Here is a 22,124-nt window from a genome sequence, read left to right on the forward strand (position 1 = left end):
ATCGTCACCGCAGGGTGGATTCATCGCAGGACCAACGTTATATGCCCGCCATGCAACAGAGACTCGATACCGGTTTGCCCTTCATGAAGATGCACGGGCTGGGCAATGACTTCGTCATTGTCGACGCGCGCGCGCAGGCGACGCCGATAAGCGCTGCGTTGGCAAAAGGAATCGGGCACCGGCGGTTTGGTGTCGGATTCGATCAGCTGGCCGTGATCGAGAACGGAGCAGCCGACGCGCATCTCGTGTTCTACAACGCGGACGGGTCGACCTCGGCCGCTTGCGGGAACGCCACACGGTGTATCGCCCGTTTCCTGATGGAAGAGAGCGGCAAAACAGACCTGACACTGACGACCGAACGCGGCACGTTATGCGCGCAGGATGCAGGCAACGGCCTGACCTCGGTCAATATGGGGCAGCCCCAGCTGGACTGGCAGGACATACCTTTGGCTGAAGAGATGGACACGCTGGAACTCCCGATTGAGGGCACGCCCTCGGCGACAGGCATGGGCAACCCCCATTGTACGTTTTTCGTGGACGACGCCGAAGCGATTCCCCTGGCCGAGTTCGGCGCGCGCTACGAACACCATCCGCTCTACCCTGAACGCACCAATGTGCAGGTGGCGCAGGTGATCGGGCCGGACCACATCCGTATGCGCGTCTGGGAGCGTGGAGTGGGCATCACGCTGGCCTCAGGGTCTTCGTCCTGTGCCACGGCTGTTGCTGCGGCCCGGCGCGGCCTGACGGGGCGCAAGGTTCAGATCGAGCTGGACGGCGGCACAATCTGGATCGACTGGCGCGATGATGGCGTCTGGATGACCGGGCCGACCTGCCATGTGTTCTCAGGCACTCTCACCCCGGAATTCCTGGGATCACTGGGATGAGCGCCCCGAAATTCACCACTCTGGGCTGTCGCCTGAACGCCTATGAGACTGAGGCGATGAAAGAGCTGTCTCAGCAAGCGGGTCTGCAAGATGCGGTGATCGTTAACACCTGCGCTGTGACAGCCGAGGCGGTTCGCAAGGCCCGGCAAGAGATTCGTAGGCTGCGCCGCGAAAACCCCAACGCGCGCCTGATCGTAACCGGATGCGCCGCGCAGACGGAACCGCAGACCTTCTCGGCCATGAACGAGGTCGATGCGGTGATCGGTAATACCGAGAAGATGCAGCCTGACACATGGAAAGGCATGGCGGCTGACTTCATCGGCGAGACCGAAACCGTTCAGGTCGATGACATCATGTCGGTCACCGAAACGGCAGGGCACCTGATCGACGGGTTCGGAACCCGCTCACGCGCATATGTGCAGGTCCAGAATGGCTGTGATCACCGTTGTACCTTCTGCATCATCCCCTATGGCCGCGGGAACTCTCGCAGTGTGCCGGCTGGAGTGGTCGTGGATCAGATCAAACGGCTGGTCGACAAAGGCTATAATGAGGTTGTCCTCACCGGCGTTGATCTGACCTCATGGGGCGCGGATCTGCCCGCACAACCCAAACTGGGCGATCTGGTCATGCGCATTCTGAAGCTCGTGCCCGATCTGCCGCGCCTGCGCATCAGCTCGATCGATTCGATCGAGGTGGACGAAAACCTGATGCAGGCCATCGCGACCGAGCCTCGCCTGATGCCGCACCTGCACCTGTCCCTGCAGCATGGCGACGACCTGATCCTGAAACGGATGAAACGCCGCCACCTGCGCGATGACGCCATCCGTTTCACCGAAGAGGCGCGCAGCCTGCGGCCCGATATGACCTTTGGCGCCGACATCATCGCTGGCTTCCCCACGGAAACCGAGGCGCATTTCGAGAATTCCCTCAAACTGGTCACGGACTGCAACCTGACTTGGCTGCACGTCTTCCCCTACTCCAAGCGCGAAGGCACGCCAGCGGCACGCATCCCTCAGCAGGTCAACGGCAAGATCATCAAGGACCGCGCCGCCCGCCTGCGCACAGCCGGAGAGGCGCAGGTCGCCAAACACCTCTCGGCCCAGATCGGCCAAACCCATCGCATCCTGATGGAAAACCCGCATATGGGCCGCACCGAACAATTCACTGAGGTCAGTTTCGACACCCCCCATCCCGAAGGTCAGATCGTCACGGCGACGATTACCGGGCAAACAGAAACCCAATTGCAAGCCTGATCCGCTCTTCATCTGGCCAAAAATACCCCGTTGGGGTGAGTGGCGAAAAAGAAATTGTCCAGTGGACGATTTCAGCCGCGAACGGGCGGAGCCCCGGAATTGGCCGCAGGCCAAGAGGGGCTGGCCCCTCTGCCCCCTCAAAAAGAAAAACCCCCGCAACCGGATAGGCGCGGGGGTTTTCAATTTCCAAAGCTCAAAAGCTTCACTGCTCGCGCAGCTTGCCCTTATGCGGTGCCCACAGGCGCTTATTGACCAGATACAGCAGCACCGACAGGACGGTCAGGAAGATCACGCCGACAAAACCGGCGTTCTTACGATCCGTTAGCTTGGGCTCAGCGGCCCACATCAGGAAGGCTGCAACGTCTTCGGACATGGCTTCGACAGTGGCCGCGTGGCCATCGGCGAATTCAACCTGATCTTCGGACAGCGGCGGGCCCATCGAAATCCAGCCTCCGGGGAAGGCCTTGTTTTCGTAAAGGATCGTGCCCGCCTCTTCCTTCTCTTCACCAGTGTAGCCGTCCAGCAGAGAGGCGATGTATTCCGCGCCGCCCATGCCTTTGACCAGCTGGTTGATGCCAAGACCGTAGGGGCCGTGGAAGCCCGCGCGGGCTTTGGCCATCAGGCTCAGGTCCGGCGCGCCAACACCGTTATTCGCCGGGAAGTGGTCGGTCGGGATCGCCGGGCGGAAATCGTCCAATTCGGGGTCGAAAACCTCGAAATTGTCCGCCGCGTAAGTGATCACCTGCTCTTCACTGTAACCCAGCGCTTCCAGATCGCGCAGAGGAACGTATTGCAGGCCATGGCAGGCCGCGCAGACTTCGGTATAGACCTGAAGGCCGCGTTGCAGCTGGTTCTGATCCCAGGTCCCGAACGGACCCTCAAACGAGAAGTCGAAATCCTCGATATGAGTGTCATAGTCGCCTGCCGCAAAGGAAGCGGCAGGGGTAAGGGCCAGGGCAAACGCAGCGCCGATTGCAAGTTTCTTGAACATGTTTCCGGTCCCTCTTCTTACTCGGCCGGCGTGGCGTCGGCGTCAGCCTTGCCATAATGCGCGTTGAAGTCTTCTTCGATGGTCTCAGGCGGGGCCAGAGGTTTCTCGATCACGCCAAGCAGCGGCAGGATTACGAGGAAATACGCAAACCAGTACGCAGAGGCGATCAGCGAGAAAGTCGCGTAGGGCTCTTCCGCAGGCATCGCACCCAGCCACATCAGCGCAAAGAAGTCGATGATCAGCAGGTAGAACCACCATTTGAACATCGGGCGATACCGACCTGAACGCACAGTCGAGGTGTCCAGCCAGGGCGCCAGAGCCATGGCCAGGATCGCACCGAACATCGCCAGAACACCGAAGAATTTCGCATCAATGATGCCGCCGGTGATGAAGCTGGCGAACTGAACAACCCAGACCTCACCGGTGAAGGCGCGCAGGATCGCGTAGAACGGCAGAAAGTACCATTCGGGCACGATATGTGCAGGCGTCACAAGCGGGTTGGCCTCGATGTAGTTATCGGGGTGACCCAGATAGTTCGGCATGAAGCCCACGATGGCCCAGAACACGACCAGGATGACCGCCAGAGCGAACAGATCCTTGATCACGAAATACGGCCAGAAGGGCAGCGTGTCTTTTTCGGCCTCGGCCTTTGAGCCGCGACGCACTTCAACACCCGTCGGGTTGTTGTTACCGGTGGTGTGGAAGGCCCAGATATGCACGATAACCAGCGCCGCAATGATGAACGGCAGCAGATAGTGCAGCGAGAAGAAGCGGTTCAGCGTGGCGTTATCCACTGCGGGTCCGCCCAGCAGCCATGTCTGCAGCGCATCACCCACAAACGGGATCGCACCAAACAGGCCGGTGATCACGGTCGCACCCCAGAAGGACATCTGACCCCAAGGCAGAACATAGCCCATGAAGGCGGTGCCCATCATCATCAGGTAGATCAGCATACCGATGATCCACGTGATCTCACGCGGGGCTTTGTAGGAGCCGTAGTAAAGACCACGGAACATGTGAATGTAGACCGCAACAAAGAACAGCGACGCGCCGTTCATGTGCAGGTAGCGGATGAAATAGCCGCCATTCACGTTACGCATGATGTGTTCGACGCTGGCAAAGGCCAGATCGACATGCGGCGTGTAGTGCATAACCAGCATGATGCCGGTGACGATTTGCAGCACCAGGCAGAAGGCCAGAACGATGCCCCAGATCCACATCCAGTTCAGGTTCTTGGGTGTGGGAATCATCAGGGTGTCGTACATCAGGCCGACGATAGGCAGGCGGCTGTGCAGCCACTTTTCGCCGTTTGACTTCGGCTCGTAGTGATCGTGGGGAATGCCGGACATAAGTTGGGTCTCCCTTAGCCGAGTTTAATGGTTGAAGCGTCGACCCACTCGACCGGTGGGATCGGCAGGTTCTCAGGCGCGGGGCCTTTGCGGATCCGGCCTGCCAGATCGTAGTGCGAGCCGTGGCAGGGGCAGAACCAGCCGCCAAAGTCGCCTGCATCACCCAGAGGCACACAGCCCAGGTGGGTACAAACGCCCATCTGAACGATCCACGCGCCCTCTGCCTCGCCTTCGGGCGATGGCATAACGCGGTTGGCGTCGGTCGCGGGTGCATCTGCGTTGATGTTGAAGTTCCGGGCCAGCGGGTCTGGCAGGTTACCTACCGCTTCTTCGTCCTGCTGCTGCGCTTCGGCGATTTCAGCGCCGGTGCGGTGACGGATGAAGACCGGTTTACCCAGCCACTTGACCGTCAGCTGTGTACCCGGCTCAACCCCGCTTACATCCGTACGGATCGAGGACAGAGCCTGCACATCCGCCGACGGGTTCATCTGATTGATCATAGGCCATACCGCAGCACCGGTCGCTACGACCCCTGCGCCGCCCGCGACGTAGTACAGGAAATCTCTGCGGGTGCCTTCGTGGTCTTCTACGTGGGACACGAGGTTTTCTCCGATTGTCTAGCGCCCGTGCGAACGGGCCAATAGCTGGAACCCGGCACGGATGCCGGGTCTTAGCGGAATTCTCTACCGAGCAGAATAGTATTCGTCCAGCGGTGTTGAATGCGCAATACGCCGCATCTGCGTAATTTATCATCGCGCGGGGCAGTCTTTTTGATGTTTCTCGCCCTCATGTTTCAACGAAGCGTCGAATCAGCCCCGCTTGATTCGCGCCATGTGACCCCGATCTGACCGGGGTCAGCGAACCTGAGCCGACAGCACAAGCGGGTCGCATTGGTGCGAAAACCTGAAAAATCCGACATACGAAACCGGGTTTGTTCAGCAACAAATCATATGCCTGAAATAGACGATTTTTCGCACCGCGAACGGGCCTGTTTCCTGTTGCACTTGTTGCGCGAATACCTGATGCCCGGTTTCGCGCGAACGCCGATCAGGAGACCCCCCATGTCAAAGACCCACTTGGCCGCCGTTCTGTTAACGATTTCTATTTCGACCCAAGCCACCGCGGCCGGAGACCCCGCCAAAGGCGAAAAACTCTATAACCGCTGCTCGGCCTGCCACGCGATCATCAAGGATGGCGAGGTTCTGGTCAAAGGCGGCATCACAGGCCCCAACCTATACGGGGTTGTGGGCCGCACCGCCGGATCCGAGAACGACTATCGCTATGGCAGCGAACGCCTACCCATCGGCATGTTCACCGACGACATGATCCGCGCCGGTGACACAGGTCTGGTCTGGACCGAGGAAAACATCGCCGCTTACTCCGAGGACCCGATCGGGTTTATCAAGGAGTTTCTTCAGGACGATACCGCCCGCCCCAATATGAGCGTGAAGCTCAAGAAAGGCGCGGACGACATTGCCGCCTATCTGGCGACGTTCAGCCAGTAAGGTTTACGTCACCGGGCGCGTAGCGACCATGCTCGGACGCGCGTCAAACTCGGCAAACCAGCTTGCAAGGGCATCATTGCCCTTGCGCCAGCCTCGCGCATCATGACGCAGATCCAGATAGCCCAGCGCGCAAGCCACCGCCACTTGTCCCATGTCCAGCGGACCCGACAGATGCGCCATCCAACGCTGGTTCAGGACTGCACAGGCGCGCTCGACCTTGATCCACTGTGAATCCACCCATTCATCCCATTGCTTGTCTTCGGGACGCAGCCGGCTTTCATACGTCATCAATAGCGCGGCATCCAGAATGCCATCTGCCAGTGCCTCAAGCGTCAGAACATCCCAGCGCCGCGCACCTTCAGGGTAAAGCTGGCCCCCGGCGCGGTCATCCAGAAAGGCGCAGATCACGCGACTGTCGAACAGGGTCGGGCCGTCAGGCCGCTCCAGCGCGGGAACCTTGGTCAAAGGCGCCTTGCCGATCAAGGGTGCGGCTGGCGCCACAGGCGTACCCGCCACCGTCTCCAACTCAACATCCTCCAGCTGTTCTGTTTCATGCAACAAAACCATGACTTTACGGACATATGGCGAAGTCAGGCTGTGATAGAGTTTCATGCGCGCGCTCCTTTGTTTGGGCCGACCTTACAACAGGGTGCAAAAAACAAAAGCCGTCATTTCCCCGAGGGCTCCACAGCGCGCATCAGCGCCTGCAGGGCCTGCACTTCTGAGCCGATTCCAAACGTCCCGACCTCCGCCGCCGCCCGCATCCGAACGTCATCAGGTTTGTTCTGGTTCAGCTTCCACGTGCCTTGAATGTCCTCAACCCGCATCCGGCAGGGCAGAATCATCCGCATCATCCGCTCCAGCACGTCGTCGTCCATCTTGCTGCTGTGCCAGGGCGGCTTCGGGCGCAGCCGGTCTTCGAAAAACGCCGACTGCCGGTCCAGCAGGTCTCGCATCTCCTCCGCCGGGCGCAGTTCCAGAAAGCCGGTTAGGTGAACGGCGACATAATTCCACGTCGGCACCTGATCGCTCACCTCATACCAATCGGGCGAGACATAGCTGTCGGGCCCCGAAACTGCGATCCGCGCCGCCTGCGGTGTCTTCAAAAGCCGGACAATCGGATTCGACCGGACAAGATGTAGCTCCGCCACCGCGCCATCTTCGGACAGCAGAAACGGCACGTGGCTGATCAATGGCGCGGCATCCGTCGACATGGCCAAAACGCCAAAGGCGCGATCGCGGGCAAAGGCGATATGTCGGCTGATCTCCTCAGCGCGAAAGGCGGGATTCGGGTGCATGAGACTCCTCCTGCCAAATCTCTTGCAGAGGAGGCCCAATCTATGCAAGGTCCGCCTCGTTCTCAGGGCGGGGTGAAATTCCCCACCGGCGGTATACGGGCGATGATCCGTAAGCCCGCGAGCGGCCTCGCCGTGTTCACGAAGGGGTGTCAGCAGATCTGGTGAGAGGCCAGAGCCGACGGTTAAAGTCCGGATGAAAGAGAACGTGCCAGATGCGTCGGTGAAACGGCGTGTCTGCTCGTGATCGCCTTGGGTGAAGTGTCTGTTTTGCTAAGGAGATCATGATGACACACACCCGCTATGCTTTCGTCAAAGCCAACTGGCATTCCGATATCGTTGACCGCGCGCTCGAAGGGTATCTGGAGCTCATCCCCGCCGATCAGGTTGACGTGTTCGACGTCCCCGGCGCGTTTGAAATGCCCCTGATCGCACGCGATCTGGCCCAAACCGGCCAATACGCAGCCGTCGCTTGTGCAGCCTTCGTGGTCGATGGAGGCATCTACCGGCACGATTTCGTAGCCCAGGCCGTGGTTGACGGCCTGATGCGCGCAAGCCTCGACACCGGCGTCCCGGTCCTGTCGGTCTCGCTCACTCCACACCAATATCAGGAAACCGACCACCACAACGCCATCTACCGCGACCACTTCGTGCAAAAAGGGCGCGAGGCCGCCAACGCCGCCCTCAGCATCACGAAAACCCGCCAGGCGATCAAGGCGGCCTGATCCTTCTTCTGTTTGAAAATACCTCGGGGGAGGCGCGCTTGCGCGGCGGGGGCAGAGCCCCCTCTCCCCATTTCAAACGCAAATCCACTTGAGGCCAAAGGCTCTCCCCGCTAATCACAACCCCGCAAAGGAGCCCGCCCCATGTCGATGAACAGCTTTGGACACCTCTTCCGCGTCACCACCTGGGGCGAAAGCCACGGACCCGCCTTGGGCGCAACGGTCGACGGCTGCCCTCCGGGCGTGCAGATCGACGAGGCGATGATCCAGCACTGGCTGGACAAGCGCAAACCGGGGCAGAACAAGTTCACCACCCAGCGGCGCGAACCTGATCAGGTCAAAATCCTGTCCGGCGTGTTCGAAGGCCAGACCACCGGCACGCCGGTTCAGCTGATGATCGAGAACACCGATCAGCGCTCGAAAGACTACGGTGATATCATGGAGAAGTTCCGCCCGGGACATGCCGATATCACCTACTGGCAGAAATACGGCATCCGCGACTATCGCGGCGGAGGGCGCAGCTCGGCCCGTGAAACCGCCTCGCGCGTTGCGGCTGGAGGGCTGGCGCGTGAAGCGATCAAACAGATCGCACCCAATGTGCAGATCACCGGCTATATGACCCAAATCGGCCCGCACAAATTCGACCGCGCCAATTTCGACTGGTCGCAGATCGAACAGAATCCGTTCTGGACGCCAGACGCCAAGGCCGCCGAGAATTGGGCTGACTATCTGGACGGTCTGCGCAAGTCCGGCAATTCGGTCGGTGCGGTGGTCGAAGTGGTGGCGCGCGGCGTCCCCGCCGGGATCGGCGCGCCGATTTATGCCAAGTTAGACACTGATCTCGCCGCCGCGATGATGTCGATCAACGCCGTTAAAGGCGTCGAGATCGGCGAAGGCATGGCCGCCGCGGAACTGACCGGTGAGGCCAACGCGGATGAGATTTTCATGGGCCAGAACGGCCCGCAATACAGCTCGAACCACGCCGGTGGCATCCTTGGCGGGATCTCCACGGGGCAGGATGTCGTAGTGCGCTTTGCCGTCAAACCGACTTCGTCAATTTTGACCACGCGCAAGACGATCACTAAATCCGGTGAGGAAACCGAGATCATCACCAAAGGCCGCCACGACCCTTGCGTCGGCATCCGCGCTGTGCCGGTGGGTGAGGCGATGATGGCTTGCGTGATCCTTGACCATCTGCTGCTGCACCGAGGCCAGATTGGCGAGAACCGTGGACATATTGGCTGATCTGCGCACACGCCTGCGCGGCATCGTCGCGCAGCGCATGCAAACCGATCCCGCACATGATTTGGCCCATCTGGACCGTGTCTGGCGAAACGCGCAAGCGATTGCAGACGATAAGGCGGACATGGCCGTGCTGCTGGCCGCCAGCTATCTGCATGATCTGATCAACCTGCCAAAGAACGACCCGAACCGCCACTTGGCCTCACGCCAATCCGCACAGGAATCAGAGCCTATTCTAAAGGAATTGGGCTTTTCTGACGCGCAGATCCAAGCCACCCAACACGCGATCGAAGCGCACAGCTTCTCAGCCAACATTCAGCCCCGCACATCCGAAGCCCGCATCCTGCGAGATGCGGACCGGCTCGATGCGCTGGGGGCCATCGGTATCGCGCGCACCATTGCGGTCGCTGGTGCTTTGGGTCGGGATCTCTACGACCCCGAAGATCCTTTTGCTGAAGAACGCGATCTGGACGACCTGAATTTTTCGATCGATCACTGGAAAGTAAAGCTGCTGAGCCTGCCCGACGATATGTTGACCGAGGCGGGCCATGCTCTGGCGCAAGAACGCCGGGCGCAGATGCTTGAATTCCTCAGGGCCTTCGCGGATGAAATCGGCCACCCTGTCCCCGACGCCTGGAATTCCCCCTGATTGGTACAATCCCGTCGTTGATCTTTCCGCGCCAAAAGCGCAGGTTCCCGGCCAATGGCACAATCCTTGACATCGCACCGCCCCGCTCTTGCTGTGGGCCTGAAATTGACCGCCTTGATGCTGTTCACTTTGATGTCGGCCTTGGTCAAAGCGTTGTCCGAAGATTTTCCACCGGGTGAGCTGGTCTTTTTCCGGTCTCTCTTGGCGATTCCCGTCATCATCGCCTGGCTGATCTGGCGCGGGGAGCTGTCGCAGGGTTTTGTCGTCAAGAAACCCATGGGCCATTTCTGGCGCGGTGTTCTGGGCACCAGCGCAATGGGCCTGACCTTTACCGGCCTCAGCCTGCTGCCTTTGCCCGAGGTCACCGCCATCGGCTACGCGACCCCGATTTTCACCCTCGTCCTGGCCGCCTTGCTGTTGGGCGAGCGCATTCGCATGATCCGCATCGGTGCGGTGATGCTGGGGCTTGTGGGGGTTCTGATCATGCTTTGGCCCCGGCTTGGCAGCACCGAGATGGAGGTGGCGGCAACGATTGGCGCCCTTTGCGTTCTGGCCGCGACCATCGCGCGGGCCTTTGTGCAAATCCATATCCGGCAATTGGTCAAGGTCGACCACCCCGCCGCCATCGTGTTCTATTTCTCGATCACGGCAACGCTGCTTTCATCGCTGACCGTGTTTTGGGGTTGGACCATGCCGACACTGGATCAGGCTCTGTTGTTGGTCGTTGTGGGCCTGATTGGTGGGGTTGCGCAAATCCTTGTCACCTCGTCCTACCGGTTTGGCCAGGCGTCGATGCTGGCGCCTTATGACTACACCACCATGCTGTTCGCCATTGCGATCAGCTATTTCTGGTTCGATGAGCTGCCGACGCTGGCGATCTTGCTGGGTGCGGCACTGGTGATCGCGGGCAATGTGGTCGTGGTTTGGCGCGAACATCAGCTGGGGTTGGAGCGCGGCAAGGCGCGGTCTCTGACCGACCACAAACCGTGACTTTACCTTTCGCCAACTTCGCTTAGTTTGAGCGCAACAATCAATGAGGGCTCCGCATGAGTGACGCACAAGACCACAAGGAAAAGATGCAAGAGGTGCAGGCCAAGCACCGCAAGAAAGTGTCCGAAGCGGTCGACCCTGACCGTGGTTTGGTGCTGATCAATACCGGCAAGGGTAAAGGCAAATCCTCGGCCGCTTTTGGTGTGGTGATCCGTGCGCTTGGCTGGGGGCAGAAGGTGGCGGTCGTTCAGTTCATCAAGGGTAAATGGAAAACCGGCGAGCGGCGTTTTTTCGAAGAACGCGATCTGGTGACGTGGCACACGATGGGCGAAGGCTTTACCTGGGACACTCAGGATCGCGAGCGCGACATCGCCGCCGCCACAGCCGCGTTCGACAAGGCCTGCGACCTGATGGCCAGCGGAGACTACGATCTGGTCGTACTGGATGAGATCAACATCGCGCTGCGCTATGAATACCTGTCGGTTGAACGTGTGATTGAGGGGTTGAATGGCCGCTCCGACGAGACCAGCGTATTCCTGACGGGACGTGATGCCCCGCAAGAACTGCGGGACTATGCCGATCTGGTCACTGAGATGACCGAAGAAAAGCACCCTTTCAAGGCCGGAATCAAAGCCCAGCGCGGTGTGGACTACTAACCACGCGCCCCTTTGGGTGTTTCTTTGACAAATTCGTCCGAGGGCTGCTGGTTCAGCTCTCGGCATTTTTCTGCGTCGCAGGCCTTGCGATCCAGATAGGCCTCGACATCCGAGGCTAGTGCGTCGCAATCGCAGGACGCGCGACACGGGTCGGATAGCAGCTCTTCAAATCTGGTACGCATCGGTGCCCTCGGTCGTTCCCGGAACGGTGGCAGGCCATCACGACTGAACTTGCTGAGCCCACAGACCGCCCCGGAACCTTGTGCTTGATCGGTTCATCTGGCGTTGATTTTTTCTGACTGTTTTTGTCGGTTTTTGCAAGGGAAAACGACCTGGCAAGATAGCGAGCCTGCTTGCCCGGAAAATCAGACCCTAAAAAGGGAAAAGCCGCGCAAGATGGCGCGGCTTTGAGCAGTGAGGGATAGACAGGATTCAGGCCGCTGCGGTCTGTTCAGGCGCGCTGAGCGAGATTACAGCGACTACAGCGACCCCGTTCAGCCAGTAGAACAGCGCGTCGATTCCCGAAAAGCCGAGGAAGCTGGGGGCCAACAGGAAGGTCACGCCAACGGCCAGATCCACGGCCAGATGCAGCTTGTAAGGTAGCACTCTCCAAATCCCCAGGTGATGGTCAGTGAGCACCGTCAGGACGAAAGCGGCAATGCCGGTAACAACGGACAGCCACAGTGCCAGCGGATTGGATTGGCCCAGTCCAAGCACAAAGGGCAGCACCATCAGCGCAACGGCAACAGGATAGTCGAGATAGGCGTGAATATTGCGGGTGACAAAACGGAGGGACATCTGGATTTCCTTTCCTCAATCAGAGACAGATCAAGAATAGGACCTGCATTGGGAACGCAGCAGCCCAGATCGTTTGCAAAACATTGCAGATCGTTCAGAAGTGTCGGTGGATCAGTGCATCTCGCGATAAGCGGCGGGGGACACTCCGACCTGTTTCTTGAACACCCGCGAAAACGCCGCCTCAGACGCATATCCGGCCTCGGCTGCGGCGTCGGCCACGTTCCAACGCCCCTCGGTCAGACCTTGGCAGGCGATCTGCATTCTCCAGTCCGTCAGATATTGCATCGGGGTGGTTCCCATCTTCTCAGCAAAAAGCTGGGCAAAAGCCGTGCGCGACATCGCTGCCTCATTGGCGAGACTAGCCACGCTCCACTCCTGCGCGGGGGCTTGGTGGAACGCGGTCAAAGCGCGCGAGATTCGTGGGTCGGCAAAACCAGCCAAGGCGTCATCGTCGGGGCTTTGATGTTCCAGATAGGCCCGGATCGCCTGTGCAAACAGCACTTCGGACAGTTTCAGGGCAATTAGGTCGCCGCCAATCCGCGCGCCGGATACCTCCGAGCCGATCATGCGCAGGGTGGCCTCGATCCACGATCCCGCCTCTTCTCCGTAGTTCTGGATCAGGATGTAGGGCGGTAGACGGTCGATCAGCATATGACCTGTACCATTCCGGCCAGCCGGTCCAATGAACGAAAAATGTCCGCAGATCAGTTGGGTATCGCGTTCCTCGTCCCCGCCGCCATAAACCAGAACGCCGTCACCGGTATAGCCCGCGATGTCGAGGACTTGCTCTAACGGCAGAGCGTCAAATGGCCTGACCTCGTTGCACAGCAGCGCATGTTGCGCGCCATGCGGGATTACGATCAGGTCACCCTGTTTCAGACGCACGGTCTCGCCGGTTGCCGGGATGTGGACCTTCAGCTCTCCGCGCTGGACGAAATGAAACCGGGCCACGTTTTCAAAGCCGGGCACCTGAATCCCGAAAGGCGGGGTGAAGGAGGTTCGGAAATAGAACGTACCGCGCAGGGATAGGCGGGTGAGGATATCGCTGAGAAGGTCCAACATAGGACAAAGATACAGCGCGGCACGCCAAGGTCCATGCTGTTGAACGATCTGCAAAACACTCTGCACGACCTGCAACAAAAACCCCCGCCGAAGCGGGGGTTTCAGGTCTTATCAGGTGCGGACGAGTTTCTCGTAGTCTTCCGCGATTTCGCGGGTCAGATCGCCCACTTCAAAGGTGTAGTCGCCAATCTGCCCGACCGGAGTGACCTCGGCCGCCGTACCGGTCAGCCAGCATTGTTCGAAATCAGCCATTTCCTCGGGCTTGATGCGGCGCTCATGCACGGTAATGCCCTTGTCTTTCAGCATCTGGATGACGGTCTGGCGGGTGATGCCGTTCAGGAAGCAATCCGCCAGCGGAGTGTGGACCTCAGCATCCTTGACGAAGAAGACATTTGCACCGGTGGCCTCGGCCACGTAGCCGCGCCAATCCATGAACAGCGCATCTGAGCAGCCCTTGGCCTCGGCCTTGTGCTTGGAGATGGTGCAGATCATGTAGAGACCCGCCGCTTTGGCATGCACGGGGATGGTTTCCGGGCTGGGGCGTTTCCATTCGGCGATGTCCAGCTTGGCACCTTGCATCTTGGCGTCGCCGTAGTAGGCCCCCCACGGCCAGACGGCGACAGCCATCCGCACGGGGTTCTTGGCCGAGGCCACGCCCATATCCTCGCCCGAACCACGCCAGACCAGCGCGCGGACGTAAGCGTCCTGCAGGCCGCTGGCTTTCAGTGCCTCTTCCTTGGCGGCCTCGATCTTATCCACATCGTAGGGCATCGGCATGTCCAGCGCCTCGGCCGAGGCGATCAGACGTTCGGAATGTTCCCGGCTTTTGAAGATCTTGCCGTTATAGGCGCGCTCGCCTTCGAACACGGACGAGGCGTAGTGCATCGCATGTGTCAGGATGTGGACATTGGCCTCGCGCCATGGGACCAGCTTGCCATCCAACCAGATGGTGCCATCACGATCATCATACCCCGCCATGCGAAACCTCCTGAACCGGGTTGAATTTGCGAATGTTGCGCTAGTTAGGACCGGAGCGGACACAATCTTGCGCAAAAACTGCGATTCGATACCTGTCTGCCCTTGGAATGTCAATAAGGCTGACTTAAACTGTAGACCGAGTAACGCATGAGGCATGATATGTCGGAAATCCGCCCCGCCCCGATTTATGGGGGTGAAAGCCTGTTATTCCTGACTGATGAACAGTTGCGGCAGGGGATTGAGGCGATGTTTTTCGCTTATCGGGGGTTCACGGCGGATCCGGATCGTATCCTCTCGGACATGTCTTATGGGCGGGCGCATCACCGCGCGATCCACTTCATCAACCGCGCCCCCGGCACGACGGTCAACAACCTGCTGGCCATCCTGGGCGTGACGAAACAATCCCTGAACCGGGTACTGCGGACCCTGATCGAAGACGGCATGGTCGAAAGCCGGGTTGGGACCGTCGACAAGCGCGAGCGGCATCTGTTTCTGACGGAAAAAGGCCGCGCACTTGAGGCGACATTGTCCGACGCCCAGCGCGCGCGGATGCGGGCCGCTTACAAGGATGCGGGGCCCGAGGCCGTGGCCGGTTTCCGCAAAGTACTTGAAGCAATGATGGATGCTGATATGCGTCATGCTTACAAGAAGTTGCGGGATACGACCTCATGAGCGATATGGATGCCCACCTGCTGATCGTCGATGATGACGAGCGCATTCGCGACCTGCTGAAAAAATTCCTGATGCGGAACGGGTTTCTGGTGACCGCCGCACGCGACGCGGCGCATGCGCGGCGTGTGCTGTCCGGGCTAGACTTCGACATGATCGTTCTGGATGTGATGATGCCCGGCGAGGATGGCGTGAGCCTGACCAAAGCGCTGCGCGAGACCCACAGCACTCCGATCCTTCTCCTGACGGCGCGCGGCGAGACCGAGCATCGGATCGCTGGGCTTGAGGCCGGGGCCGATGACTATCTGGCCAAACCGTTTGAGCCGAAAGAGCTATTGCTGCGCATCAACGCCATTCTGCGGCGGATGCCCGAAGCTCCTACTCAGGATGCAGCCGCGAAAATCCTGACCCTTGGCCCGATCCGCTACGACATCGAGCGTGGTGAGATGTGGCAGGGTGAGGACCCGGTGCGTCTGACCGCAACCGAAAGCCAGTTGATGAAGATCTTCTCGGCCAAGCCGGGTGAGCCGATCAGCCGGGCAAAACTGGTCGAGGATCTGGGGCGCGACAAGGGACAGGCGCAGGAACGGGCGGTTGACGTGCAGATCACGCGATTGCGTCGCAAGATCGAACAGGACCCCAAGCAGCCCCGATACCTGCAAACCGTTCGCGGCGCAGGGTATATGCTGGCACCGGATTGACCGGGCCGCCGCGCGGCGATTTTATGCCTTCGGCGAGGATATTTTTAGCCAGATGAAGAGGGGATCCCGATGAAGACGGCCTTGTTGACCCATGCAGATTGTCTGGGCCATGTCACCCCCGATGGCCATCCTGAGCGGGTGGCGCGGCTAGAGCAAATACTACATGCGCTGGAGGCATTGGACCTGGACCGCAGGACCGCTCCGATGGTGGCGGATGACGATTTGCTGCGGGTACATCCTGAGGACTACATTCGCGATATACGGGCCGCGCGGCCTGCAGAAGGGTATACGCAGATTGATGGGGATACGTTTATGTCTCCGGGGTCGGTCGATGCCGCGTATCACGGCGCTGGGGCCGTTGTTCGGGCGGTGGATCTGGTGCTGTCTGGCGAGGTCCCGAATGCGTTCTGCGCCATTCGGCCTCCGGGACATCACGCAGAGACCGACAAGGCGATGGGATTTTGCCTGTTCGGCAATGCCGCGCTGGGTGCCAAACATGCTCTGGACCATCACGGGCTGGCCCGTGTTGCGGTAGTGGATTTCGATGTACATCACGGCAATGGCACGCAGGACCTGTTATGGGACGAAAAACGTGCGCTCGTGATCACCAGCCAGCAGATGCCCTTGTGGCCCGGCTCCGGTCGCCCCGATGAAACCGGGGCCTATGACACGGTTCTGAACATCCCCCTGCCACCTGCAAGCGGTGGGGCTGAGATGCGCGCGGCCTATGAGTCGCAAGCCTTCCCGCGTCTGAGAGCCTTTAGGCCCGACCTGATCATTATCTCGGCCGGGTTTGATGCCCATCAGGACGATCCACTGGCCAATCTCAACTGGTCCACGGGCGACTTCGCCTGGATCACCGCCGAACTGTGCAAGATCGCCGATGAGGTTTGTGAGGGCCGTATCGTCTCGACTCTGGAAGGCGGGTATGATCTGAACGCATTGGCCGAGGCGACACGCGCCCATGTGGAAGAACTGATGAAGGCAGCACGATGACCGATACCCCCGTTGAGCAAATGACGTTTGAACAGGCGATGAAAGAGCTTGAGGCCGTAGTGGGCCAATTGGAACGCGGTGATGTGGCGCTGGATCAGTCGATTGCACTGTATGAGCGCGGCGCGGCTTTGAAGAAGCGCTGCGAAGATGAGTTGAAGCGCGCTGAGGAAAAAGTCGCCGCCATCACGCTGGACGCCAGCGGGCAGCCAACCGGGACGACTCCAGTCGAAGGTCAGTAAATGTTTCGCGACACGCTGGCGCAGGACGCGGCGCGGATTCAGGGCCATTTCGATCTGGTTCTGGGCGCACTGGACGATCTGGATGTGACGCGGGCCATGGCCTACGCCACCGAAGGCGGAAAGCGTCTGCGGGGGTTTCTGGTTCTGGAAAGCGCGCGCTTGCATGGCGTTAGTGCCACGCAGGCGATCTGGCCCGCGACCGCGATTGAGGCGTTGCACGCTTATTCCCTCGTCCATGATGACCTGCCCTGTATGGATGACGATGACCTGCGACGCGGGCGCCCAACGGTTCACGTGAAATGGGACGAAGGCACTGCCGTTCTGGCCGGGGATGCTTTGCAGACCCTGGCGTTTGAGCTTTGCACACGGCCCGAAACCGGCAAGCCCGAGATTCGTGCCGAACTGGCGATGACTCTGGCCAAAGCAAGCGGGGCGCAGGGCATGGTTCTGGGTCAGGCACTGGATATTGCGGCTGAAACGGCGTCTGCCCCGCTGTCGCTGGACGAAATCACGCGGCTGCAAGCAGGCAAGACGGGGGCGTTGATCGAATGGTCCGCCTGCGCGGGCGCTCGGTTGGCGCAAGCCGATCCGACACCGTTGCGCCAATATGCCCAAGCCCTTGGGCTTGCTTTTCAAATCGCCGATGACATCTTGGATATCGAGGGCGATGCCGAAAAGGCAGGCAAACGGCTGCAGAAAGACGCGGATGCAGGCAAAGCAACCTTTGTTTCGCTTCTGGGATTGGATGCAGCCAAGGCCCGTGCCGCAGAGCTAGTAGGCGAAGCCTGCGCCGCGCTGGATGGGTATGGGGCCAAGGCTGAAACCTTGAAGGACGCTGCTCGCTTCGTTATTGCCCGGGACAGCTAAGCCAGGAACGCGCCAAATGTCTGACCGTCCGAATACGCCACTGCTGGACCTTGTGAACCGCCCTGCGGATCTGAAGCAGTTCTCGGATGCTCAACTGCATCAGGTGGCGCAGGAATTGCGGGCCGAGACGATCTCGGCCGTGTCGGTCACCGGCGGGCATCTGGGCGCGGGCCTTGGTGTGGTTGAGTTGACGACGGCGTTGCATGCAGTCTTCGACACACCACGCGACAAGATTATTTGGGATGTCGGGCATCAGTGCTATCCGCATAAGATCCTGACCGAACGCCGCGACCGTATCCGTACCTTGCGCATGAAGGATGGCCTCAGCGGCTTCACCAAACGCAGTGAAAGCCCCTATGACCCGTTTGGTGCGGCGCATTCCAGCACTTCGATCAGTGCCGCATTGGGCTTTGCCGTCGCCCGCGATCTGGGCGGGGTAACCCCAGAAGGGCTGGGCGATGCGATTGCGGTGATCGGCGATGGCTCGATGTCTGCGGGCATGGCTTTTGAGGCGATGAACAACGCAGGCCACCTGCGAAAGCGCCTGATCGTGATCCTGAACGACAATGAGATGAGCATCGCCCCGCCTGTGGGCGCTCTGTCGACTTACCTGTCGCGCATCTACGCCGAGGAACCGTTTCACGAGCTGAAGGCCGCCGCCAAAGGCGCGGTCTCTCTGCTGCCCGAGCCGTTCCGCGAAGGAGCCAAACGCGCGAAAGAGATGCTCAAAGGGATGGCCGTTGGCGGGACCTTGTTCGAAGAGTTGGGGTTCTCTTACCTCGGCCCGATCGACGGGCATGACATGGACCAGTTGCTGCCGGTTCTGCGCACCGTCAAGGCACGGGCCACGGGGCCGATCCTGATCCACGTGCTGACCAAAAAGGGCAAGGGCTACGCCCCGGCCGAGCAGGCTCGCGACAAGGGCCACGCGACCGCCAAGTTCGATGTGGTCACGGGTGAGCAGAAGAAAGCGCCTTCAAACGCGCCGTCCTATACCTCGGTCTTTGGCAAAACGCTGGTGGAAGAGGCCGCACGGGATGACAAGATCGTCGCCGTCACCGCCGCCATGCCCGATGGTACCGGGTTGAACCTGTTTGCCGAACGCTACCCCTCGCGCTGTTTTGACGTGGCGATTGCGGAGCAGCATGGCGTGACTTTCTGTGCTGCGTTGGCTGCGGGCGGGATGAAGCCCTTCTGCGCGATGTATTCGACATTCCTGCAGCGCGGCTATGATCAGGTTGTGCATGACGTGGCGATCCAGCGCCTGCCGGTACGCTTTGCCATCGACCGTGCCGGTCTTGTTGGCGCGGATGGGGCCACACATGCCGGCTCCTTCGACATTGCCTATTTGGCCAATCTGCCCGGCATGGTGGTCATGGCCGCCGCAGATGAGGCCGAACTGATGCATATGGTGGCCACCGCAGCAGCCCATGATGACGGCCCGATTGCGTTCCGCTATCCACGGGGAGAGGGCGTTGGCGTCGATCTGCCCGAACGTGGCGAGGTTCTGGAAATCGGCAAGGGCCGGTTGATGCAGAAAGGCGCGCGCGTGGCTTTGTTGTCCTTCGGCACCCGTCTGGCCGAGGTTCAGAAAGCAGCCGAGGCCCTGTCGGCACGCGGCATCACCCCGACCATTGCGGACGCGCGCTTTGCCAAGCCGCTGGACCGTGATCTGATCATTGATCTGGTCGAAAACCACGAGGCGCTGATCACCATCGAAGAAGGCGCCTTGGGCGGTTTCGGCAGTCACGTCGCGCAGCTCTTGGCAGACGAAGGCGTGTTTGATCGCGGGTTCAAATACCGCTCGATGGTCCTGCCCGACATCTTCATTGATCAGGCCAGCCCGGCGGATATGTACGCGGTGGCGGGCATGAATGCCGAACAGATCGAAGCCAAGGTTCTGGATATTCTGGGCGTTGCGACCATCGGCGAAAAACGCGCCTGATCGCCGCGTTTAACCCAGCTCTTTTAACCCCAGCCGCACGGCCCGGTTGGGGTTTTGTTTCAGGATATGAGCGCCCAGGCGACGGGCGAGGTCCTTGTGCCCTTTCTTGACCGCGCGATTGAACAGCTCTCGCTGGTAGCGCGGGAATTGTCTGCGGGCGCGCAGAAAGGTGTAGAACTCAGCCTCGGTCAGGGTTCCGTTCAACGCCCCCAGAATGATCGGGTGCAAGATACCCATCTGCAGCAGAGATGACCCCAACCGATGCCCCAGCAGCGGCGCGCGCAGATGCGAGACGTTGGCATTCGTGAACCGCGCTGCGTGGCCCGCATCCAGCGGCTCGTAAGGGTCATAGAGGATCGACACCCGCCGCGCCGCCTGACTGACCAGCGCAGCATCTCCGTAGGGACCGGTGAAGTCTCGATCCCACACGGTTTTATAGCGCGTCTCCCACGGGACAACGGACTTGTCGACCGTGCTTTGTGGTGAGATCGCGACTACATCGCACCCCGGTGCCGCCGGAGAAAAGGCGCAGGCCGCATAACCACCCATCGAGGCCCCGTAGAACACAACGCGCTGAAACTGGTCGAAGAAACCGCTGTGCTTCAACTCATCGAATTGGTCATAAACCCAGGGTTCGCGATACCAGGTCCAGCCGCCCGCGATGGCCGACAGCATCGACCAGTTTTGCTCTTTGATGAAGGAATATCCCCAAGGGCGACGGTCCTTGCGATTGTTCATCGCCACGTCCAGATTGTCGAAGGTCACGACCAGAGTGTCCTTGGACCGCGGCACAAAAAGCAGCGAGTGCCCGTTCTCACCGGGCCGATACCAGCCGTCCTTGCCTGCAAGATCCGTCGCGATCTGCGCCCAGCTGCTTGCGGCATCGGTGGGTTCGGGCGGTTTGGGCAGGACCTTCACGCGGGTGATCTCGTGCCCGTCAACCTCATGCGTGGCGATCTTTTCATTGGTCCCGAAGGCCTTGAGGAAGGGAAACGCGCCCGAGCCTTTGCGGATATCCATGAAGAGCCGCGTGTCGGAATGCAGCATCCGGGTCAGGAATTTCTCGAGGAACGGCACCCTATAGTGATCGCCGAACCCTTGGAGATTGCACAGCACATCCACCGGCTTCAACCGATCCTCGGAGGCGATAATTTCGATCCGGTCCGGGTCGACCTCATGATCAGTCAGAAAGGCGACGTAGTCGGCAATCCAAGGCTCCTCTTCGGGTTTGAACTTGCCGCGGCGGTTCACGTCGACCAGCTTGACGTCGCAATCGAACTTGTGATGCAGCGCCAGAACAAAGCTGCGCGCCTTGCCGGTCAGATCCGCGACCGAGCGGACCTCGGTCAGGTCGACCTCATCAATCAGCGCGCCGTCAAACACCGTATGCCCGCGCCCTTTGATCGGCGCGAGGACGGGGTTGATGCCTGTCTCTGCCACAAGTTTGGCAAGATACGTGCCCTTGGGCGGCAGGCCGTTGTGATGATTGCCCAACTGGCGTTTGTTCGAGGCCCACAGATGCAGCGCCGTGGTGTCTTCGGTAATGAGCTGCTTGGCCACCGCAACACGACGCATGAACTTGTACCGCTCGGGGAAGGTGACCGGGTAGAAGGCACTGACCGGCAGGGCGTGATGTTCCAAACCCATGGCGTGTACGAAGTGGGTCACCATCATCGGACCCCATACACCCCATGGCTGCTGCGAGATGTGAACCGGATTGCCGCTTTCCGCCGCCTGCTGCATGGCGCGCTGTTTCGCCTTTGGCAGGAACGGCGCGATGGAATAGCGATCTTCTGTGAAATCCAGCATCTGGCGCAGCAGCTCGCTGTCAGCGGGTATGCCCAGCACCGCGTTGTTGATCCGAGGTGAGTCCCGCAGCTCATACCCAAAGACATAGTCGCTGTCATAGGTCATAGGACGGTGGCAGAAGACATCCGTGTCGATCCAGATCATGCCGGGGCATTTCTGGATCATGTGCAGCCGGAAGCAATCAGCAAACAGCGCGAATGAGTTCTTCTGTTCGTATTTGATGAAATCGTCGGTATCTATGATCTCGCGCCCGTCGCGACGGATCACGCCATCGGGGACGTTGGGGATATCCTCGTAGGAAAACAGGGTGATCTTCTGCCCCTTGTCCACAAAGGATTTCAGGCAAAGCTGCTCAAGCCAACTGAGCGGGCCACCGATCCATAACGTGCCAACCTCGCGCGTGCGTGCCATCCGCGTATCCTTGTGCCTGCGTGTATTTTGGCACACGCGTCGTTTTCTTGATCCTAAGGTCTTGCGCCGCGCTTGGGTACCGCCAGATTACGCAGCAGGCGCGAATAGTTGGC

24 protein-coding genes and 1 riboswitch are annotated in these 22,124 nt (G+C 60.0%); of the genes, 14 read left to right on the forward strand and 10 right to left on the reverse strand.

The window, feature by feature from the left end; genetic code table 11:
• The first annotated feature begins 41 nt into the window (after positions 1–41).
• Complete coding sequence (dapF, locus tag ACR0NO_RS15025) at positions 42–884, forward strand: diaminopimelate epimerase (RefSeq protein WP_480724528.1); 843 nt, start codon at positions 42–44, stop codon at positions 882–884.
• Positions 881–2,137: a tRNA (N(6)-L-threonylcarbamoyladenosine(37)-C(2))-methylthiotransferase MtaB gene (mtaB, locus tag ACR0NO_RS15030; RefSeq protein ID WP_480724529.1), complete on the forward strand. Its 1,257-nt coding sequence runs from the start codon at positions 881–883 to the stop codon at positions 2,135–2,137. The genes dapF and mtaB overlap by 4 nt, the downstream gene beginning before the upstream one ends.
• A 202-nt stretch (positions 2,138–2,339) precedes the next feature.
• On the opposite strand, the gene ACR0NO_RS15035 is transcribed toward mtaB, so the two are convergent.
• From ACR0NO_RS15035 to petA, 3 genes are read right to left on the reverse strand one after another with little or no spacing between them, the layout of a single operon-like run.
• Positions 2,340–3,128, reverse strand: coding sequence for a cytochrome c1 (locus ACR0NO_RS15035; RefSeq protein ID WP_170644066.1), 789 nt, complete (start codon positions 3,126–3,128; stop codon positions 2,340–2,342).
• A gap of 17 nt (positions 3,129–3,145) precedes the next feature.
• Entirely contained in the window at positions 3,146–4,477 is a 1,332-nt protein-coding gene (gene petB / locus ACR0NO_RS15040; protein WP_170379706.1) for a cytochrome b, read from the reverse strand.
• A gap of 14 nt (positions 4,478–4,491) precedes the next feature.
• Complete coding sequence (gene petA / locus ACR0NO_RS15045; RefSeq protein WP_170379708.1) at positions 4,492–5,076, reverse strand: ubiquinol-cytochrome c reductase iron-sulfur subunit; 585 nt, start codon at positions 5,074–5,076, stop codon at positions 4,492–4,494.
• 462 nt (positions 5,077–5,538) lie between these two features.
• On the opposite strand from petA, the gene ACR0NO_RS15050 reads away from it, so the two are divergent.
• Positions 5,539–5,982 carry a c-type cytochrome gene (locus ACR0NO_RS15050; RefSeq protein WP_480724530.1) on the forward strand — a complete coding sequence of 148 codons (444 nt, stop codon included), beginning with the start codon at positions 5,539–5,541 and terminating at the stop codon, positions 5,980–5,982.
• 3 nt (positions 5,983–5,985) lie between these two features.
• On the opposite strand, the gene ACR0NO_RS15055 is transcribed toward ACR0NO_RS15050, so the two are convergent.
• Together ACR0NO_RS15055 and ACR0NO_RS15060 are read right to left on the reverse strand one after the other, a co-directional pair.
• The gene (locus ACR0NO_RS15055; protein WP_480724531.1) at positions 5,986–6,594 is read right to left on the reverse strand and encodes a glutathione S-transferase; all 609 of its coding nucleotides are present in this window, start codon (positions 6,592–6,594) and stop codon (positions 5,986–5,988) included.
• Positions 6,595–6,650: 56 nt separating this feature from the next.
• On the reverse strand, positions 6,651–7,280 hold the full coding sequence (locus tag ACR0NO_RS15060) for an FMN-binding negative transcriptional regulator (protein WP_480724532.1): 630 nt from the start codon (positions 7,278–7,280) through the stop codon (positions 6,651–6,653).
• A gap of 54 nt (positions 7,281–7,334) precedes the next feature.
• A riboswitch (FMN riboswitch) is annotated at positions 7,335–7,489 on the forward strand.
• 75 nt (positions 7,490–7,564) lie between these two features.
• On the opposite strand from ACR0NO_RS15060, the gene ACR0NO_RS15065 reads away from it, so the two are divergent.
• From ACR0NO_RS15065 to cobO, 5 genes are all read left to right on the forward strand, one after another.
• The gene (locus ACR0NO_RS15065; protein WP_480724533.1) at positions 7,565–8,002 is read left to right on the forward strand and encodes a 6,7-dimethyl-8-ribityllumazine synthase; all 438 of its coding nucleotides are present in this window, start codon (positions 7,565–7,567) and stop codon (positions 8,000–8,002) included.
• 141 nt (positions 8,003–8,143) lie between these two features.
• Complete coding sequence (aroC, locus tag ACR0NO_RS15070; protein ID WP_480724534.1) at positions 8,144–9,244, forward strand: chorismate synthase; 1,101 nt, start codon at positions 8,144–8,146, stop codon at positions 9,242–9,244.
• Positions 9,216–9,890, forward strand: coding sequence for an HD domain-containing protein (locus tag ACR0NO_RS15075; RefSeq protein WP_480724535.1), 675 nt, complete (start codon positions 9,216–9,218; stop codon positions 9,888–9,890). Before aroC ends, ACR0NO_RS15075 begins: the two co-directional genes overlap by 29 nt.
• Before the next feature lie 54 nt (positions 9,891–9,944).
• A complete protein-coding gene (locus ACR0NO_RS15080; protein WP_170640659.1) occupies positions 9,945–10,880 on the forward strand; it encodes a DMT family transporter in 936 nt (311 codons plus the stop codon).
• A 56-nt stretch (positions 10,881–10,936) separates the two neighbouring features.
• Positions 10,937–11,536 (forward strand): cob(I)yrinic acid a,c-diamide adenosyltransferase, encoded by a 600-nt coding sequence (gene cobO / locus ACR0NO_RS15085; protein ID WP_480566359.1) that lies wholly within the window; start codon positions 10,937–10,939, stop codon positions 11,534–11,536.
• On the opposite strand, the gene ACR0NO_RS15090 is transcribed toward cobO, so the two are convergent.
• From ACR0NO_RS15090 to ACR0NO_RS15105, 4 genes are all read right to left on the reverse strand, one after another.
• Positions 11,533–11,718, reverse strand: a complete 186-nt coding sequence (locus ACR0NO_RS15090; RefSeq protein WP_480724536.1) for a hypothetical protein — start codon at positions 11,716–11,718, stop codon at positions 11,533–11,535. The genes cobO and ACR0NO_RS15090 overlap by 4 nt on opposite strands.
• A gap of 250 nt (positions 11,719–11,968) precedes the next feature.
• Positions 11,969–12,334 carry an SPW repeat domain-containing protein gene (locus tag ACR0NO_RS15095; protein ID WP_480724537.1) on the reverse strand — a complete coding sequence of 122 codons (366 nt, stop codon included), beginning with the start codon at positions 12,332–12,334 and terminating at the stop codon, positions 11,969–11,971.
• 111 nt (positions 12,335–12,445) lie between these two features.
• Positions 12,446–13,396, reverse strand: coding sequence for an AraC family transcriptional regulator (locus tag ACR0NO_RS15100; RefSeq protein WP_480724538.1), 951 nt, complete (start codon positions 13,394–13,396; stop codon positions 12,446–12,448).
• A 111-nt stretch (positions 13,397–13,507) separates the two neighbouring features.
• The gene (locus ACR0NO_RS15105) at positions 13,508–14,374 is read right to left on the reverse strand and encodes a branched-chain amino acid aminotransferase (protein WP_480724539.1); all 867 of its coding nucleotides are present in this window, start codon (positions 14,372–14,374) and stop codon (positions 13,508–13,510) included.
• Positions 14,375–14,533: 159 nt separating this feature from the next.
• Between ACR0NO_RS15105 and ACR0NO_RS15110 the strand changes: the two genes are divergently transcribed.
• The 6 genes from ACR0NO_RS15110 (at position 14,534) to dxs (ending at position 19,791) form a co-directional block, all read left to right on the forward strand.
• Positions 14,534–15,046 carry a MarR family transcriptional regulator gene (locus ACR0NO_RS15110; protein ID WP_170459388.1) on the forward strand — a complete coding sequence of 171 codons (513 nt, stop codon included), beginning with the start codon at positions 14,534–14,536 and terminating at the stop codon, positions 15,044–15,046.
• Positions 15,043–15,744, forward strand: a complete 702-nt coding sequence (locus ACR0NO_RS15115) for a response regulator (protein ID WP_480724540.1) — start codon at positions 15,043–15,045, stop codon at positions 15,742–15,744. Before ACR0NO_RS15110 ends, ACR0NO_RS15115 begins: the two co-directional genes overlap by 4 nt.
• A gap of 69 nt (positions 15,745–15,813) precedes the next feature.
• A complete protein-coding gene (locus tag ACR0NO_RS15120) occupies positions 15,814–16,740 on the forward strand; it encodes a histone deacetylase family protein (RefSeq protein WP_480724541.1) in 927 nt (308 codons plus the stop codon).
• A complete protein-coding gene (locus tag ACR0NO_RS15125) occupies positions 16,737–16,979 on the forward strand; it encodes an exodeoxyribonuclease VII small subunit (protein ID WP_170484940.1) in 243 nt (80 codons plus the stop codon). The genes ACR0NO_RS15120 and ACR0NO_RS15125 overlap by 4 nt, the downstream gene beginning before the upstream one ends.
• A complete protein-coding gene (locus ACR0NO_RS15130) occupies positions 16,980–17,846 on the forward strand; it encodes a polyprenyl synthetase family protein (RefSeq protein WP_480724542.1) in 867 nt (288 codons plus the stop codon).
• 16 nt (positions 17,847–17,862) lie between these two features.
• Positions 17,863–19,791, forward strand: coding sequence for a 1-deoxy-D-xylulose-5-phosphate synthase (dxs, locus tag ACR0NO_RS15135; protein WP_480724543.1), 1,929 nt, complete (start codon positions 17,863–17,865; stop codon positions 19,789–19,791).
• Positions 19,792–19,800: 9 nt separating this feature from the next.
• On the opposite strand, the gene ACR0NO_RS15140 is transcribed toward dxs, so the two are convergent.
• On the reverse strand, positions 19,801–22,011 hold the full coding sequence (locus ACR0NO_RS15140; protein WP_480724544.1) for a hypothetical protein: 2,211 nt from the start codon (positions 22,009–22,011) through the stop codon (positions 19,801–19,803).
• Positions 22,012–22,124: the final 113 nt, after the last annotated feature.

Source organism: Ruegeria sp. CL3 (assembly GCF_056536505.1).